Here is a 12,775-nt window from a genome sequence, read left to right as displayed (position 1 = left end):
GGGGAGCCCGACGAACGCAGCGCGCCGCCTGCGGGAGAGGCTGTCAGGGAAGATGCTTAATCAGCACGTCGACGGTGAGATGATTAATGTACTCCAGGGAGTGTGAAGCGAGAACGCCCAGCAGCCGGTTGTGGTGACCGGCAATGATCAAATCAATATTCCGCTGCCGCACGCACGCTTCGACATCGGCAAAACGACGCGTGGTCACCAGCGATAGCGTCTGCACCGGTAGGGCGACCGTGGTGGCCAGTTCATTGAGTAGCGCTTTGGCCTGAATTACCTCCCGGGAAACGTCATCATCCAGCAGGCTGTCGGAGACATAATTAAGCGACCGGTAGTCGGTGCTGATATGGGCGATGGTAATACGCATAGCGTTTTCTTCCGCCATTTTCGCGGCGTGCGCCAGCAGCGGAACGCCGTCAAGGCTGCTGTTGATCAGCACCAGAGCATGGTGATAAACGGACATAACGATACCTCGACGCAGGGTGATACCTGTTGATAATTTTGTGCCTGCGGCGAGGGGAAAGCAAATGAAACTCCGGACGGATTAAGTCCCGCAGCTGGCCGCCGCGGGAGCTTATTTACGGCGTCACGATATTGAACCAGAACTCAAATTTATCCATATAGCCCAGCATCTCGTCCAGCTTCGCGCCGTCGCCGGTCACTTTGACTTCACCCTTATCCTCCGCCTGTTTTAGCGTTTCCTCTTTCAGGATGATTTTGTTCAGCGTGGCGCGATCCAGCGCGATGGTAGCGTCGGCGTCTTTGGCTTCGGCATCGGCGGTGTGGTTGAGCACGCCGTTTTCCAGCTCTAGCTTATATTTACCGCCATCGTTACCAAGGTCGATATTGAACACCGCTTTGGCGGTTCCGGCTTTTTCGCCGTTGATATGGACCGCAAGATAGTCGAAAAACATTTCCGGAGTCATGGCCCGCACGGTATCCGGGCTGGCGGTATTCGGCGTCGGGCCTTTCACGACGCCGTTGCGTAGCTCCTGCGCGCCGGTCAGGTAGAAGTTACGCCACGGTCCTGATTCCGCCTGATAGCCCAGCTGCTCCAGGGCATCGGCTTCCAGATTGCGCGCCTCCAGATTGCCGGGATCGGCGAAGACAATTTTGCTGACTACCTGAGCTACCCAGCGATAGTTGCCCTGGTTGTAATCTTCTTTGGCTTTCTTGAGGATAGCATCGGCGCCGCCCATATAATCAACGAACTTCTTCGCCGCTTCTTCCGGCGGCAGCTCGTCCAGCGTAGCCGGGTTGCCGTCGAACCAGCCGAGATAGAGGACGTAGGTAGCCTTCACGTCATGGCTGACGGAGCCGTAGTAGCCGCGGTTGGCCCAGGTATTGGCCAGGCTGTCCGGCAGCTTGAATTTGGCGGCGATCTCATCGCGGGTCAGGCCCTCGTTGGCCATGCGCAGAGTCTGGTCATTAATGTACCGATACAGGTCGCGCTGGCTCTTCAGCAGGTTAACCACGTTCTCATTACCCCAGGTCGGCCAGTGGTGCTGGGCCATAATGATTTCAGCCTTGTCGCCCCAGCGCACAATGGCGGCGTTGATATATTTCGACCACGGTAGCGGTTCACGAATTTTCGCCCCGCGCAGCGAATAGGTGTTATGCAGGGTATGGGTGACATCTTCGGCGGATTCAATGAGCTTCTTCTCTTCGATATACCACAGCATTTCCGACGGTGCTTCCGAGCCCGGCGCCAGCATAAAATCGTAGGTCAGGCCGTCGATGGTCTCTTTCTGACCATCTTTCTCGATGATATTGGTGGGAGCAATCAGCGTGACGGTGCCGGCAGAGGTCGTGGTGCCGAGACCTGCGCCAACCTGGCCGGTGGCATCCGGTTTGAGCAGGTTGCCGTACATATAGCTGGCGCGACGGCTCATCACGTTACCGGCCATAATATTTTCAGCAACGGCAGCTTCCATAAAACCGGAAGGCGCGTAGATTTTGACTTTGCCGGATTTGACATCGGCTTCATCGACCACGCCGCGCACGCCGCCGTAATGGTCAACGTGGCTGTGGGTGTAGATCACCGCAACGACCGGCTTATTGCCGCGATTTTTGTAATACAGATCCATTCCGACCTTTGCGGTCTCCGCTGATACCAGCGGATCCACAACCGTGATGCCCTCTTTACCTTCAATGATGGTCATATTGGAGAGATCGAGGTTGCGGATCTGGTACACGCCTTCGGTCACTTCAAACAGGCCGCTGATATTGATGAGCTGGGATTGACGCCAGAGGCTGGGGTTGACCGTATCCGGCGCCTTTTCCCCCTCTTTAATAAAGTCATACTGCTGCGGGTTCCAGATAACGTTGCCCTGTTCACCTTTAATCACTTCCGTAGGAAGCGCGGCAATAAAACCTTTATGCGCGTTGGTAAAGTCGGTGTTGTCGGAGAAGGGGAGCTGTTTATACAGCGCGTCGTTTGCCTGTTTGGTCGCCGCAGCGGCTTCTTTCGGCGACGTTTCGGCCCAGCTGGTCACAGGGAGAGTCGAGATAATTCCTGCCAGAGCCAGACTTTTCATAATCGGTGTTAATTTCATCGGAATCCTCATGGGTTTACGCTGATTCACTCGTTAATTTCGATATGACGTCGGGTTACATCCTGTAACGCCTCCTAAACTATAAACACGTATCTGCAAAAGTGTTTGTTTTGTTAATTATTTGATTGCTTATTGTTAATTTTGAATTGCCTTGCGCTTGTATACCTACGCCGGGCCGGCTTGCGTTGTCCCGCGACTTACCGTAACCTGCCCGCTGAGAACGTTTTTATTTCTCAATGGCTCGGGGTGCCCTTCTTTGTGAAGGCTGAGAAAAACCCGTACCACCTGATCTGGATAATGCCAGCGTAGGGGGCCGAAATTCGGCCTACTTATCATGAAATTGACTCTCTTTTTGTCCGTGCGTAATGCACTTGAGGTACAAAAAGGGCTTGTTCATGAGGTTAAAATCACTTCCGTACACCTTCAAGAGATACGGTAACTATTACATTCAGATCCGCTTATCTGATGGGCGGTCATACAAAAAATCACTATCTACTGACAGCTACCGCGAAGCATCTGCTTTGATGGTTTGCATCATTCCGCACCTGCCATTTGTTAAATCTTTAGCAACCCCGCTCCCTGTGTTCGAAGCGTTTTTGTCAAATCTGATTACGTCAGAACGCAAGGCTGCAAGAAATCCACTTTTAGCCCAACAACAGCAGATAATTGTTCCTACTCTTTTCTTACCGAGGGCAAAGACATTCTGCCCAAATCTTGCTTTTGATGGCGTAGTGGCTGCGCTATCAAAAGCAAGATTTGGCGCAATACAGCACGGCGGAGATGAAAAAGTTTGTCGGATGGGCGCTTAAGCAGCCTGATAACTGGCAAAAATGGATCACGTTATTATTGGCATACACGGGGTCGAGAAGAGGCGAGATAGGTAAACTGGAGAAGTCACAAATTAAATTCGATGAAGATAGCCAGCGCTACTATTTCCTGATTGCCGAAGGAGGGCAAGGGAAGACGGAGAATGCTACAAGACAGGTAGTTATTCATCCCAAGTTGATCGAATGGGGATTCATGGAATACGTTGATCGCCAGTGGAAAGAGCGGATCTTCTCAGAAGTGGCGGGTACAAACATGACTAAGATCGGCAAGGTGTTTGCTGATCTACGAGATCAGCTTGGTATCCCGTATCTGGATGATTACGGACAACGGCGGTTACTGCATTCCATTCGTCATAGTGTTTGCTCTTCGGCAATGGCTGGTTGGGTGAAAAACATTCTGCACCTACAGCAAACCGTAGGTCATGAGAAAAGCGGAGGGATCACTAAACGCTATTTGCATACGTTTCCCTTATCCTCAGTTTCTTATGTAATTGATGGTATTAATTGGGAGTGAATAAAATAACCAAGTTCTGCGCTTGGCTATTTAGTTTGTTTTCGTTAAATAAATGATGGCAAATAAAATACTGATAACATCATGAATAGGAAAATAATACCGATGATGGAAAGTCGCACTTTTACACGTAACCAATCGGTGTACTGATTAGGAAGTTCTTTAATAAATCGAATTTGTTCATTATCCATTCCTCGCGTATGGAATGAGTTTTCTTTAAAGTATAATGCTTTAATAAAGAATGCATCACGCATAAACGAGAAAAAGAACCCACCATCCTGATAAATTAAAACTTCTGCTGGTCTTGCTCCAAATTTTTTAACAAATAGCGAGCAGAGAGTAATGAATTTATTTTTCGAAATACGATCGTAAATAATTGAAATAATACCCGTAAGTATCAGGCATAGACACAATACCAATCCAATCGAGTTTCGATACATAATTATAAAATTAATTACCGAAAATTTCATACAGCTGTTCTCCACCCCATTCACCGAATGCGCCACCTGCACTACTACCGACATAGCCTAAACCAGCCCCAGCGATCACAGAGCAAGCAAGTCCTCCGACACCAGCAGTACCAACACCGATAGCGATACAAAGAGGTATTGCTAAATAGCCACCAGCAACACCAACCCCCGTACCTACAGCAAAGCTACCAATCTCAGTATACTTTTTCTTGGTACATTCAGTTTCGCGACCAACAGAACATGCCTCATGGATTTCGTTAAGAGAATGGAGTCCGCTAAAACCAATGCCTAAATAACCAGTGTAACGCATTGCTTTTACGTATTTAGCTGCCCGTTCGATGTGGGTAGCATAACCTTCAATGTCACTGATCCCCGTTTCATTCCATTTGTGGGTAATAGAGCTACTGGACAGGCCGAGTGCATTTTTTATTTTGGTATACTCTCCGAATTTCATAGCCTTATTCAGGAAGTAGACTTTGAGTATGGATTCAAGCTCTTTAAACAACTGGCTACGTCGGACATAAAATTGTTCACTAATTAATGCACCACGTGTTATGTAGGTGTTTTTATATGTTTCCTGGATCTCTTTGAGTATTTTTTCGATACTCTCAAAGTATTTTCCAACAGGATCAGCAGCAAGGCCAATTCCTGTATCAGCGTAGCTGGTGAAATTAGCTATGGTAGCGTAGTGTTTGTGCAGTAAGTTAGCTTCCTCATGCGTCAATGGGGCCAATGCTGCATCGACTCGCGCTTTCGCGGCTTTCATGTGGGCGATCTGTTCGTCGTCCTGCTTATCAGGATCAACCAGAAGCATAATAGAACCGGCTTTGTATTCCTTACCTGCACCATTTAGTGAGCGATAAAGTTCGCGTGTTCCTGCTGGCGGTTCGCTTTCGAACAACCACGGTTCATAGGCTCTTGTTTCGGCTCCGTAAGGGAGAATACAGAAACCAGCGTCTACAGGTTCGCGTTTTGACTCTTGCGGTTTTGGTTCTACTTGCGCAGGTTTTTTTGCTGTCTGTGCGTGTTGTTCTGGCTCCTGAACTGGCTCAGACGTGGCTTTCACCGCTACTGGCGCAGGTGCTGCTTTCACTGGTGCCTGATAAGGGCCATGTTTCATAAAAGTATGAGTAGGGATGAAGAAAGCCTTACATGGGCAGGTTGAACGGCTGTATATAGTACTCGCGGCTAACTGCCCGTGAATGACCTCGCCAGGGTATCCACCTGCCACGCTGTATTTACCTGGATGTTTACCACAGGATACCTGGCAGCCTACTGTTGCCTGTCTGTTTTGATTCGGGCCAATCTTCTTCCCTTTCGGGTGTCCGGTCAGTACAGAACCCCCACATGTTGTTTTATCGCCCTGTACTACCCAAAAACCTATAGCCATTTTCTGAACTCCTTATTTTTTAGAGTGCCGCTGGAGTGAGGAAATCGGCTGGCATTGCTGGGCTATTGTCTAACTGGCACAGGAGAGCATAATCTTGTGGGGTGCTAACAATCACATCACCGTTATCAAGCTGGCTCCCTACGAGGGCATAAGAAACGCCGTTGCCGTTGGTATTGACTGACCCCGACCCGTTAATGATTCTTGCGCGTGTTCCGTCAGGATAAACAACGTAATCACCAACCATTGCCCGATTAACCTCGCTCCCGTCTTCAAGAGTAAATGAGTTGTTGGCGCTGGCTTTCTCAATCTTCCCACCGTTTTGGGTGAGTGATCCCGCAGTGGCAAAACGCCAAATCGCCACTAAAGATCGGTCTTTCATTTCTTCAACATGGGATTTGAAAATCTGACGTTGTTCTTCGTCTGCGTCTGCCAGTTGATCTGGGCTGAATGGGTTCTTGAATGATGTGAGCACTGATGGGATAAGTTCGTTGGTGTATTGCTTCATAAGTCCCTCTACTTGTTATGGAAATAATCACCGTGGTCATTTTACAAACAATAACCACATGCGCAACAAGTATTAGACGTAAGCGAAACTTCGTTTCGTAACAGAAGGTTATCCGGTAGAGTAAGCGCAATAACGCTTAGATAAATCTCACGCAGAGGATGTTATGGCAGGGATATTGGCAAGCACGGCGGCAGCGGTCGGGATTCTCGATAAAGCGGTGAGCATCACCCAGAAACTGGCGAATAACAGCGATGAACTGGACAAGGCTACGCTCAAACTTGAGCAGGCTAATCTGATGGTCGAACTTGCTAACGCCAAAATCGAAGCGATAACTACGCAGACTTTGCTTTTCGACGCTGAACAAACATCTTGAAGAACAGTTGGCAGATAAATCAACCTTCGTATTTAAGCTGCCATTGTACTGAAAAGAAGGTGATGATATCCCTTTCTGTCCGAGATGCTACGAAGGTGATACCAAGAAACATCATCTGCGTTCCATTGTTACCGCCGGAAATCGGGCTTATGGAATTCTCCCGAAGAATAATTGGTCATGTATGCACTGCAAGTTTTCCCAAAAAAAGAGTAGTTAAAAAATCTACTTCGTTTAGCTGCTTAGGATTATTCCGGGTCGTGATGTAATGGCACACTGGCGTATTTTTAAGGTGAAGAAGCGATAACCGAGAGGATGGGCTTGCGCCAGCAAGCAACTTCCCCTAAGCTGGCAAAAAGTAAGAGAAATGTAATCTAAATGACTCGGGGTGCCCCATCACTGATGGGCTGAGAAAAACCCGTACCACCTGATCTGGATAATGCCAGCGTAGGGAAGTCAGAGACCGCAGGGTCGTCGCTTCTTCATCGCCTGGCGGGAGCAAACGATGTCTGACCTGCTGAACCCCGCGCATATTGCCCATCTGCGGCACCTTTTTCACCGCCATTCTCCTCTTGTTCACTGCATGACCAACGACGTGGTGCAGACCTTTACCGCCAACGTCCTGTTAGCGATTGGCGCATCCCCGGCGATGGTTATCGACCCGGACGAAGCCAGCCAGTTTGCCGCCATTGCCGATGCGCTGCTGATTAATGTCGGTACGCTGACCGTCGAACGCGCGGCGGCGATGCGTGCGGCGGCGCGCAGCGCGCAGCAGGCGGGTAAACCGTGGGCGCTGGACCCGGTGGCGGTCGGCGCGCTGACCTTACGGACAGAATTTTGCCGGGAGCTGCTGGCGCTGCAGCCTGCCGCCGTTCGCGGTAATGCGTCGGAAATTATGGCCCTGGCCGGAATGAGCGGCGGCGGGCGCGGCGTCGATACGACCGATACCGCCGCCGCAGCGCTGCCCGCGGCCCAGGAGCTGGCTCGCCAGCTGAATACCGTTGTCGCGGTAACCGGCGAGGTCGATTACGTGACCGACGGCCAGCGCACGCGCGCGGTCACCGGCGGCGATCCGCTGATGACCCGGGTAGTCGGCACCGGCTGCGCGCTATCGGCGGTGGTTGCCGCCGCTGCGGCGATGCCCGGCGATCGGCTGGAGAACGTGGCCGCGGCCTGCGGTCTGATGAAGCTTGCGGGGGGAAAAGCGGCGCTGCAGGGCGGCCCCGGCAGCTTTACTCCCGCCTTCCTCGATGCGCTCTATGCGGGAGGCGATCTGTGAAACGAATTAATGCGCTAACCATCGCCGGCACCGACCCGAGCGGCGGCGCGGGGATCCAGGCAGATCTCAAAACCTTCTCGGCGCTGGGCGCTTACGGCTGCTCGGTCATCACCGCGCTGGTGGCGCAAAACACCCGCGGCGTCCAGTCGGTGTACCGGATAGAGCCTGATTTTGTCGCCGCGCAGCTCGATTCCGTTTTCAGCGATGTGCGCATCGATACCACCAAAATCGGGATGCTGGCGGAAACCGATATCGTCGAGGCGGTGGCGGAACGGTTGGCGCGTTATCAGATTAAAAATGTGGTGCTCGATACCGTCATGCTGGCAAAAAGCGGCGATCCGCTGCTCTCAGCGTCGGCGGTGGAGACGCTGCGCCAGCGCCTGCTGCCGCAGGTCTCGCTGATCACCCCGAACTTGCCGGAAGCGGCGGCGCTGCTGGCTGCGCCGCATGCCAGAACGGAAAAAGAGATGCTGGAGCAGGGCAGAGCGCTGTTGGGAATGGGCTGCGGGGCGGTATTAATGAAAGGCGGCCATCTGGATGATGCGGAAAGCCCGGACTGGCTCTTTACCCGCGAAGGGGAGCTGCGCTTTACCGCGCCAAGAGTGCAGACCAAAAATACTCACGGTACGGGTTGTACGCTCTCTGCTGCGCTGGCGGCGTTACGTCCGCGTTACGATGATTGGGGGCAGACCGTGGCGGAAGCCAAAGGCTGGCTTTCGGCGGCGCTGGCGCAGGCGGATTCGCTGGAAGTGGGGCACGGTATCGGCCCGGTACACCATTTTCACGCATGGTGGTAGTCTTCATGCCTGGCGAAAAGTATACTGTTTCCTGACTTTCGCCAGGAAAAAACACGATGGAACAAGCGCATACCCTGTTGATAGCACAACTGAACGAGCGTATTGCAGCGCCGGATAACACGCCGCTGTACCTGAAGTTTGCTGAAACGGTTAAAAATGCTGTACGCAGTGGTGCGCTGGAGCACGGTAATATTCTCCCCGGCGAGCGCGACCTGAGCCAGTTGACGGGGGTGTCGCGCATTACCGTTCGCAAAGCGATGCGGACGCTGGAAGATGAAGGGGTGGTGACCCGAGCCCGCGGCTACGGTACGCAAATCAATAATATCTTTGAGTATTCATTGAAAGAGGCGCGCGGTTTTTCGCAGCAGGTGGTGCTCAGAGGAAAAAAACCTGACACTCTGTGGGTCAACAAACGGATAGTGAGCTGCCCGGATGAGGTGGCGACACAATTGGCGATTGCCCCGCAAAGTGATGTATTTTTGCTCAAGCGAATTCGCTATGTGGATGATGAGGCCGTGTCCATAGAAGAGTCCTGGGTTCCTGCCCAACTGATTCATGATGTTGATGCTATCGGCGTGTCGCTGTATGACTATTTTCGCAGTCAGCATATCTTCCCGCAGCGTACGCGCTCGCGCGTCAGTGCACGTATGCCGGATGCCGAATTTCAGTCGCACATTCATATGGATGAAAAAATACCGGTGCTGGTTATCAATCAGGTTGCACTCGATCAACAACAGCGGCCGATTGAATACAGCATCAACCGCTGTCGTAGCGATCTATACGTCTTTGTGTGCGAGGAGTAATGCTTCGCGCGTTGGGCTACAATCACCGCCGCGATGTCCTACCACCCAGGACGCAACCGCATTACCAAGCAGTACCGACTCGCCCAGTGTCCATCCCGAGGCGAGTCCGGCTAGTGTCCCTCCTGCGTGGCTGTCACCTGCACCGATTGTATCGATTACCGCCACAGGGAACGGCGCTGCCAGTCCCTGTTCTTCCGCGCTGAAGTACCACGCACCCTCTTCGTCATGACGAACAATCAACGGCATTGCGAATTTCTTTAGCCAGGCCTGACCAAACGCTTCGGTTGCCACGGGTAATCTAAAGCGCTCTGCGGCGATCTCCGCCTCCTGGCGATTCAGAGAAATAACAGGCTTACAGGCCATGATCCTCTGCATTAGTGTCTCGGGAATATCAGCGATGCGCGGGCCGAAATCAATATACGGTGTAATATCACGCAGGGATTCCAGCCAGTGCACCAGCACCTCCCCACAGGGCGATGCCAGTTGATAACCAGAAAGTGACACCAGGCTTTGCGGCGGAACAGTTAGTTGCGCCAGCCAGGCGGGATTCCACTGGTTTTCAACACCGCTAAACGACATAAACGTGCGTTCGCCGTCCGGCTCAACCAGCGCAAGACACCAGCCGTTGTCACCCGTGACGCCGTCGATGCGGCTGGAAAGCCCTTCCCGGGCCATGTTATTACGGATGATATCAGCCCATACGCCTTGTCCAACGGGTAGGGCGTTATCGGCCTCCATTCCCAGACGTTTCAGGGCAACCGCAATATTCAGGGCACAGCCGCCAATATTGACGCTTTGCTGTTGCAGTTCAATATCACAGCCTCGCCAGGGGAGGGCGTAAGCGTCAGCAATCACATCAATGACCGCCGCGCCGACGATGGTGATGGGACGCTTGTTGCCTAAGGTGGGTAATCGTTGCATCAGATTCATGATGCCTCCCGTTGCTCTCGGTAGTGTGCAAGCGCCGTGGCGTAGCGGGTAAAGTCGAGTTGGTTCACTTCATCAAGCTGTTGCTTCAGGGTGGCGTCGATAGCAGAAATCCCCCTCAGTGCACCGCAAATTGCAGTTGCCATTGCGCCGATGGTGTCGGTATCGCCACCGAGATTTGCGCACAGAATGGCGCAGCGGTTAGGGTCGCCTCCAGCCAGCTCTACCATCGCAATTGCGCAGGGAACGGATTCAAGGGTACTGGTGCCTGCGCCAACGCGCTGATAGAGCCCCTCACAGGCTGATTCAATACCATTTGCCTGACGTACCACGCACAAAGCCAACTCCAGCCGGGCAGCCAGCGAGGCACTAAAAGTGGTGATCCGCTTTTCCTGCGCCTGGCGTGCCACAGCAGGCAGCGAGTCGACAATAGCCTGCCAGCTATCTCCTTCGATAGCCCGAGAGATTGCCCACGCCACCACGACGGCACCCGCAATCGCGAGGTCGGATTTATGCGTGGGGCTGGAAGCCAGCGCCACCTCATCAATAAAGCTGTCTAGCTGTGTTGGTGCGAGCAGGCAGCCTAGCGGTGAGACGCGCATCGCCGCCCCATTCGTGACGCCGTTGTTCTCCAGTTCATCGATCGGTACTGCGTCGCGAATGGCATTGAGCGCAATTTTAGAAGTCGGACCCAGCACGTTTTTATTGAACGCATCGAACCCTTCAGCCCAGGCAAGGATATTGCGCCCGATAACTTCTGGTGAGATTTTGCCATGACATTCAATGATGGCATCCGCGAGGCAGAGCGCCATCGATGTATCATCCGTAAATTCGGCACGATTAAAGTAACAGGCTGCATTGTTTTCAGCCGGCCCCGGCAGGAAACGGTCAATCCACCCAAAGTGAGCTTTAACGCGTGAGCGAGGCCAGAGTTCAGACGGCATGCCCATCGCATCGCCTAATGCCTGCCCGTAGAGCGCGCCGAGAATACGTTCCGTTTTCATTTAACTTCCTCTTGTTTCAGTGCAGCATCGCAATCGTCGTTTTGCACCTTAATAGCGGTGATCTCTGTATCCGATTCGCGAAAGAAAATCATAAACAACACGGCGATAACGGCGATCATAGCGGCGCCGAAGCCCCACATTCCTGCCCAGTTGAAGGTCAACCCATTTACCGGCTCTTGATAAGCAAACATTTTCTCCATCATTACGCCGCCCAGACGATAGCCGAGTAAACTGCCAAACCCCTGGCAGCAGAGCGTGATTAGCCCTTGCGCCGCCGTACGCATGTGTACCGGTGCTTTTTTATCAACGTAGATATAGGCAGTAACGTAATAGAAATCGTAGCTTACGCCGTGAAGCAAAATTCCAAGAAACAGCAGGGCATAGGTGAAGTATTGATCTGCACCGCCGTAGACGAAAAATCCGTAACGAATCGCCGCGGTGATAAGACCAAGTAATAATACCTTTTTAATGCCAAAGCGTGTGGTGAAGAACGGTAGTGCCAGCATGAAGAAAATTTCAGAGAACTGGCCGAGCGTCATCCATCCTGTCGCGTTTTGCATTCCGACTTCCGTGAGGTAGCCGTTGGCGAAGATGTAGTAGAAAGCCAGCGGCATAGCGAACAGGAATGAGCAGAAGAAAAACACAAGAAAGTTTTTATCACGTAACAGGATGAGCGCGTCCAACCCCAGCATCACTTTTAAATCCAGCTTGCCGGTACTCTTCGGCGGCGTATCGGGCAGCATAAAGGCAAAAATACCCAGCAGCACCGAGCTGCCAGCAGCGATCAACAAAGGGATATTGGTCGGAGAAATATCGCTATAGCCCATCATTTGTGGCAGAAAGCCGCAGACCAGGCCAGAGACAATCCAGCCAATGGTGCCCATCACGCGAATACGGGGAAAGTCACGTTCGACATCCGGCACGTTGGCAAAAGCGATGCTGTTGGTCAGTGCAATGGTCGGCATATACGTGAGGGAGTAGGCCAGCAACAACGGGAAGAAGCCGCTGAAGGTGGTTTGCTGCGCGGCGAAATACATTAATACCGCGCCGACAAACATCAGTACGGCCAGCACTTTCTGCGCTGAGAAAAAGCGATCGGTCAATGAACCTACGAGGATCGGCGAAAGGATCGCCGCAATGGCGGTACAGGCATAGGACCAGCCAATTTCACCAGCGGTAAATCCGCTTTTATTCAGCCATAACCATAAAGGGACAAACCACGCGCCCCAGATAAACCACTCAATGAACATCATGAATGACAGCTTTACTGTAGTTTTCATCTTTAAATCCTTCATGATAGGTAAGGTACGTAATAACAATACCATTATGTAATA

Annotated in this window: 14 protein-coding genes and 2 riboswitches; of the genes, 6 read left to right on the top strand and 8 right to left on the bottom strand. The window is 52.2% G+C overall.

The genetic code is table 11. The features are described from left to right. Positions 1-43: 43 nt before the first annotated feature. Together SIK97_RS14085 and SIK97_RS14080 are read right to left on the bottom strand one after the other, a co-directional pair. A complete protein-coding gene (locus tag SIK97_RS14085) occupies positions 44-466 on the bottom strand; it encodes a universal stress protein (protein ID WP_014230123.1) in 423 nt (140 codons plus the stop codon). A gap of 115 nt (positions 467-581) precedes the next feature. Next, on the bottom strand, positions 582-2,558 hold the full coding sequence (locus tag SIK97_RS14080; protein WP_004852594.1) for an alkyl/aryl-sulfatase: 1,977 nt from the start codon (positions 2,556-2,558) through the stop codon (positions 582-584). Between the two features lie 232 nt (positions 2,559-2,790). After that, a riboswitch (TPP riboswitch) is annotated at positions 2,791-2,886 on the top strand. A gap of 67 nt (positions 2,887-2,953) precedes the next feature. Between SIK97_RS14080 and SIK97_RS29710 the strand changes: the two genes are divergently transcribed. Both SIK97_RS29710 and SIK97_RS29705 read left to right on the top strand, forming a co-directional pair. Further along, positions 2,954-3,367, top strand: coding sequence for a hypothetical protein (locus SIK97_RS29710; protein WP_407081270.1), 414 nt, complete (start codon positions 2,954-2,956; stop codon positions 3,365-3,367). Next, on the top strand, positions 3,339-3,899 hold the full coding sequence (locus tag SIK97_RS29705) for a tyrosine-type recombinase/integrase (protein ID WP_413614541.1): 561 nt from the start codon (positions 3,339-3,341) through the stop codon (positions 3,897-3,899). Before SIK97_RS29710 ends, SIK97_RS29705 begins: the two co-directional genes overlap by 29 nt. 44 nt (positions 3,900-3,943) lie before the next feature. Here SIK97_RS29705 and SIK97_RS14070 read toward each other — a convergent pair whose 3' ends face one another. From SIK97_RS14070 to SIK97_RS14060, 3 genes are read right to left on the bottom strand one after another with little or no spacing between them, the layout of a single operon-like run. Continuing rightward, a complete protein-coding gene (locus SIK97_RS14070; RefSeq protein ID WP_128349434.1) occupies positions 3,944-4,366 on the bottom strand; it encodes a hypothetical protein in 423 nt (140 codons plus the stop codon). After that, on the bottom strand, positions 4,347-5,756 hold the full coding sequence (locus SIK97_RS14065) for a PAAR domain-containing protein (RefSeq protein ID WP_128349433.1): 1,410 nt from the start codon (positions 5,754-5,756) through the stop codon (positions 4,347-4,349). Before SIK97_RS14065 ends, SIK97_RS14070 begins: the two co-directional genes overlap by 20 nt. 19 nt (positions 5,757-5,775) lie before the next feature. Continuing rightward, complete coding sequence (locus tag SIK97_RS14060; RefSeq protein WP_128349432.1) at positions 5,776-6,261, bottom strand: PAAR domain-containing protein; 486 nt, start codon at positions 6,259-6,261, stop codon at positions 5,776-5,778. Positions 6,262-6,424: 163 nt separating this feature from the next. On the opposite strand from SIK97_RS14060, the gene SIK97_RS14055 reads away from it, so the two are divergent. The 4 genes from SIK97_RS14055 (at position 6,425) to SIK97_RS14040 (ending at position 9,510) form a co-directional block, all read left to right on the top strand. Next, complete coding sequence (locus SIK97_RS14055; RefSeq protein WP_241183171.1) at positions 6,425-6,634, top strand: hypothetical protein; 210 nt, start codon at positions 6,425-6,427, stop codon at positions 6,632-6,634. 371 nt (positions 6,635-7,005) lie between these two features. Continuing rightward, a riboswitch (TPP riboswitch) is annotated at positions 7,006-7,102 on the top strand. A gap of 34 nt (positions 7,103-7,136) precedes the next feature. Beyond that, entirely contained in the window at positions 7,137-7,910 is a 774-nt protein-coding gene (gene thiM, locus SIK97_RS14050; RefSeq protein WP_032750583.1) for a hydroxyethylthiazole kinase, read from the top strand. Beyond that, the gene (thiD, locus tag SIK97_RS14045) at positions 7,907-8,707 is read left to right on the top strand and encodes a bifunctional hydroxymethylpyrimidine kinase/phosphomethylpyrimidine kinase (protein ID WP_049079385.1); all 801 of its coding nucleotides are present in this window, start codon (positions 7,907-7,909) and stop codon (positions 8,705-8,707) included. The genes thiM and thiD overlap by 4 nt, the downstream gene beginning before the upstream one ends. A 56-nt stretch (positions 8,708-8,763) precedes the next feature. Continuing rightward, entirely contained in the window at positions 8,764-9,510 is a 747-nt protein-coding gene (locus tag SIK97_RS14040) for a GntR family transcriptional regulator (protein ID WP_004122693.1), read from the top strand. Here the strand turns inward: SIK97_RS14040 and SIK97_RS14035 are convergent. Genes SIK97_RS14035 through SIK97_RS14025 form a run of 3 tightly spaced genes read right to left on the bottom strand, consistent with a single transcriptional unit; the run spans position 9,484 to position 12,721 of the window. After that, a complete protein-coding gene (locus tag SIK97_RS14035; RefSeq protein WP_057173263.1) occupies positions 9,484-10,440 on the bottom strand; it encodes a PfkB family carbohydrate kinase in 957 nt (318 codons plus the stop codon). The genes SIK97_RS14040 and SIK97_RS14035 overlap by 27 nt on opposite strands. Next, positions 10,437-11,441, bottom strand: coding sequence for an ADP-ribosylglycohydrolase family protein (locus SIK97_RS14030; protein WP_014839024.1), 1,005 nt, complete (start codon positions 11,439-11,441; stop codon positions 10,437-10,439). Before SIK97_RS14030 ends, SIK97_RS14035 begins: the two co-directional genes overlap by 4 nt. Continuing rightward, on the bottom strand, positions 11,438-12,721 hold the full coding sequence (locus tag SIK97_RS14025) for a nucleoside permease (protein ID WP_014230119.1): 1,284 nt from the start codon (positions 12,719-12,721) through the stop codon (positions 11,438-11,440). The genes SIK97_RS14030 and SIK97_RS14025 overlap by 4 nt, the downstream gene beginning before the upstream one ends. Positions 12,722-12,775: the final 54 nt, after the last annotated feature.

Source organism: Klebsiella sp. JN_Kp126 (assembly GCF_033843325.1).
GTDB lineage: Bacteria > Pseudomonadota > Gammaproteobacteria > Enterobacterales > Enterobacteriaceae > Klebsiella > Klebsiella michiganensis.
This window is presented reverse-complemented; position numbering and strand designations above follow the sequence as displayed.

What these genes read in the sequence shown, in the direction of transcription:
- SIK97_RS29705 (WP_413614541.1), top strand. Translation starts at nt 3,339, where the DNA reads ATGAAAAAGTTTGTCGGATGGGCGCTTAAGCAGCCTGATAACTGGCAA.
- SIK97_RS14030 (WP_014839024.1), bottom strand. Translation starts at nt 11,441, where the DNA reads ATGAAAACGGAACGTATTCTCGGCGCGCTCTACGGGCAGGCATTAGGC.
- thiM (WP_032750583.1), top strand. Translation starts at nt 7,137, where the DNA reads ATGTCTGACCTGCTGAACCCCGCGCATATTGCCCATCTGCGGCACCTT.
- SIK97_RS14025 (WP_014230119.1), bottom strand. Translation starts at nt 12,721, where the DNA reads ATGAAAACTACAGTAAAGCTGTCATTCATGATGTTCATTGAGTGGTTT.
- SIK97_RS14035 (WP_057173263.1), bottom strand. Translation starts at nt 10,440, where the DNA reads ATGAATCTGATGCAACGATTACCCACCTTAGGCAACAAGCGTCCCATC.
- SIK97_RS14040 (WP_004122693.1), top strand. Translation starts at nt 8,764, where the DNA reads ATGGAACAAGCGCATACCCTGTTGATAGCACAACTGAACGAGCGTATT.
- SIK97_RS14055 (WP_241183171.1), top strand. Translation starts at nt 6,425, where the DNA reads ATGGCAGGGATATTGGCAAGCACGGCGGCAGCGGTCGGGATTCTCGAT.
- SIK97_RS29710 (WP_407081270.1), top strand. Translation starts at nt 2,954, where the DNA reads ATGAGGTTAAAATCACTTCCGTACACCTTCAAGAGATACGGTAACTAT.
- SIK97_RS14085 (WP_014230123.1), bottom strand. Translation starts at nt 466, where the DNA reads ATGTCCGTTTATCACCATGCTCTGGTGCTGATCAACAGCAGCCTTGAC.
- SIK97_RS14070 (WP_128349434.1), bottom strand. Translation starts at nt 4,366, where the DNA reads ATGAAATTTTCGGTAATTAATTTTATAATTATGTATCGAAACTCGATT.
- SIK97_RS14080 (WP_004852594.1), bottom strand. Translation starts at nt 2,558, where the DNA reads ATGAAATTAACACCGATTATGAAAAGTCTGGCTCTGGCAGGAATTATC.
- SIK97_RS14065 (WP_128349433.1), bottom strand. Translation starts at nt 5,756, where the DNA reads ATGGCTATAGGTTTTTGGGTAGTACAGGGCGATAAAACAACATGTGGG.
- SIK97_RS14060 (WP_128349432.1), bottom strand. Translation starts at nt 6,261, where the DNA reads ATGAAGCAATACACCAACGAACTTATCCCATCAGTGCTCACATCATTC.